Here is a 2,242-nt window from a genome sequence, read left to right as displayed (position 1 = left end):
GTCAGCACACGCCAGTAGGCGAAATCGAGGGTCAGCTGCTGCCAGTGGTCGATGATGGCGAAGTGCAGGTAGCCGGCCTTGGCGGTGTCCAGCTTGTGCGCCGCCAGCTGCGTCTCGTACTCGGCCCGCGTCGGCGGCATCGGCAGGAACGGCGGCCCGCCCAGGATCGTGCCGTCGTCGTGGATGTCGATGAAGTGGGCGGCGTCGCGGTCGCTGTCGCTCAGCTTGCCTGCGCCCTTCGACCGGTCCGGCTCGCGCGACAGCTCGCCCAGGGCCTCGATGGCGGCCTTGCTGCGCAGGAAGGCGGGGACCTCGGCCGGCAGGGCGCGCGCCGCCACCTGCCCCACGATCCGGTGCCCGGTCCCGCCCCAGGCGAAGGCGGCGGTGGGACTGAAGGCGATGGCGGCGACCAGCGCCAGCGAGACTGCGCGTTTCATCCGCCCCGTTTGCGGGCTCGGGGCGCCGAACGCAAGCGGGTCACGCAACCGTCACGAAGCGCCTCAGGCGATGTTGAAGGCCGCCTCAACCCGCCCGATCCAGGCCTGCGCCCTCGGATAGTCCGCAAGCGCGAACCCGCCGTCCTCGGCCATTCGCGTGTAGGCGACGAGCGAGATGTCGGCGAGCGTCGGCCGCTCGCCGACCAGGAACGGCGTGTCGGCCAGGCCGTCCTCCAGCCGCTGCAGGGCCGCCCTGCCCCGCTCCACCAGCCGGGGCTCCAGCTCGGACGCGGGCTTGCCCAGGTACTTCACCTGGAACCTGGCCACGGCGACGTAGGGTTCGTGGCTGTACTGTTCCCAGAACATCCACTCCAGCATCTTGGCGCGCTCATAGGCGTCCTGCGGGATCAGGTCCGAGCCTTCCGCCAGATGCAGGATGATGGCGTTCGACTGCGCCAGCGGCCGCCCGTCGGCCAGCACGACGGTCGGCACCTGGCCGGCCGGATTCATCGCCAGGAAGTCTGGCGTGCGGCTCTCGCCTTTCAGGATGTCGAGTTCGATCCAGCGGTAGGAAATCCCCAGATGATCCGCCACCCAACGGATTTTCAGGCAGTTTCCCGACTTCGAGTCCCCATAGATTTCCATGCGCCGGCCTCCGCTGAGCAAGCTGGGCTGTGGGCGGAATCCACCTAAGGATCAAACGATCCTGTCTCACGGACCTTGTGAGGAAATCTAACAGGGGTGCGCCACATGGCCCCTCCGGGGTTGTCCCGAGGGTCCTTTGCCGGTACGAGTCCGGTCACCAGTTCAACGACGAAGGAGACGCCGTCCATGCGACGCCGCCTCGCCGCCCTGGCAGTAATTCCTTTTATCGCTGCTTCTTCCAACGCCCACGCGGGGTCGAATGATCCCGTCGGCGACCTGATTACTTCGGTGATGGCCGGCAAGCTGCCGGGCGCCCCGGTCTTCAACCTCAAGGCCACGCTGTACCACGCCGGCGCCAAGGGCGTGGGCGCCCTGGACAGCCTGGGCTGCAAGGTCGTGGCCATGCGCACCGTCGCCGTGGACAAGAACGTGATCCCGCGCCGGACCGTCCTGTTCATCAAGGAAACCGTCGGCGTGAAGATGCCCGACGGCAAGCTCCACGACGGCTATTGGTATGCCACGGACGTCGGCGGCGCCATCAAGGGCGAGCGCATCGACCTCTACACGGGCCAGGGCGCCGCTTCGATGAAGCCGGTGAAGAACCTCAGCCTGGCCAAGATCTCGGCCGTCAAGGTCGGCACCTTCAAGGGCTGCCCGCCGGCGTAGGTCCGGCCCGCTCACGCAAATCCCCCCGTCGGACGGCCGACTTCAGCTCACCTGAGGGGGATTTCGCATGCCCGATCGATTCCATGCGCTGACCGGCGGGCCCGGCGCCGGCAAGACCACCCTGCTCCGCCGTCTGGCCGAGCTCGGCTGCGCGGTCGCGCCCGAGAGCGCGCGGGCCGTGATCCAGGCCTGCGGCGGCCGGCCCGAGCCGGCCCGATTCTGTGAACTGATCCTGCAGCGGGACCTGGCGGCCTACCGCGCCGCCTCCGGCCTCACCTTCTTCGACCGAGGCCTGGTCGACGCCTGGGCGACCTTTCGCGCCTATGGCCTGGCGCCCTCGCCCGCCGCGGACGAAGCCGTCCGCGGACTGCGCTACGCCCCGCGCGCGTTCATCGCGCCGCCCTGGAAGGCGATCTACGTCCAGGATTCCGAACGGGATCAGACCTGGGCGCAGGCGGTCGCCACCTACGACGCCTGCGCCGAGGCCTATCTGG

3 protein-coding genes and 1 pseudogene are annotated in these 2,242 nt (G+C 68.9%); 2 read left to right on the top strand and 2 right to left on the bottom strand.

Annotated elements, in window-relative coordinates:
• Both RIF93_RS20270 and RIF93_RS20265 read right to left on the bottom strand, forming a co-directional pair.
• Positions 1-437, bottom strand: a pseudogene (locus RIF93_RS20270) (S1/P1 Nuclease); the annotation flags it as partial.
• Positions 438-500: 63 nt separating this feature from the next.
• Positions 501-1,082 carry a glutathione S-transferase family protein gene (locus RIF93_RS20265; RefSeq protein ID WP_309093244.1) on the bottom strand — a complete coding sequence of 194 codons (582 nt, stop codon included), beginning with the start codon at positions 1,080-1,082 and terminating at the stop codon, positions 501-503.
• Between the two features lie 186 nt (positions 1,083-1,268).
• Between RIF93_RS20265 and RIF93_RS20260 the strand changes: the two genes are divergently transcribed.
• Both RIF93_RS20260 and RIF93_RS20255 read left to right on the top strand, forming a co-directional pair.
• The gene (locus tag RIF93_RS20260; protein ID WP_309093243.1) at positions 1,269-1,748 is read left to right on the top strand and encodes a 3D domain-containing protein; all 480 of its coding nucleotides are present in this window, start codon (positions 1,269-1,271) and stop codon (positions 1,746-1,748) included.
• 67 nt (positions 1,749-1,815) lie between these two features.
• Positions 1,816-2,242, top strand: a 427-nt coding sequence (locus RIF93_RS20255) for an ATP-binding protein (protein ID WP_309093242.1), incomplete at its 3' end; no start/stop codon positions are given.

This window comes from Phenylobacterium sp. (assembly GCF_031181185.1).
Lineage (GTDB): Bacteria > Pseudomonadota > Alphaproteobacteria > Caulobacterales > Caulobacteraceae > Phenylobacterium.
The sequence above is the reverse complement of the archived record's forward strand: the minus strand, read 5'-3'. Positions and strand labels throughout refer to the sequence as shown.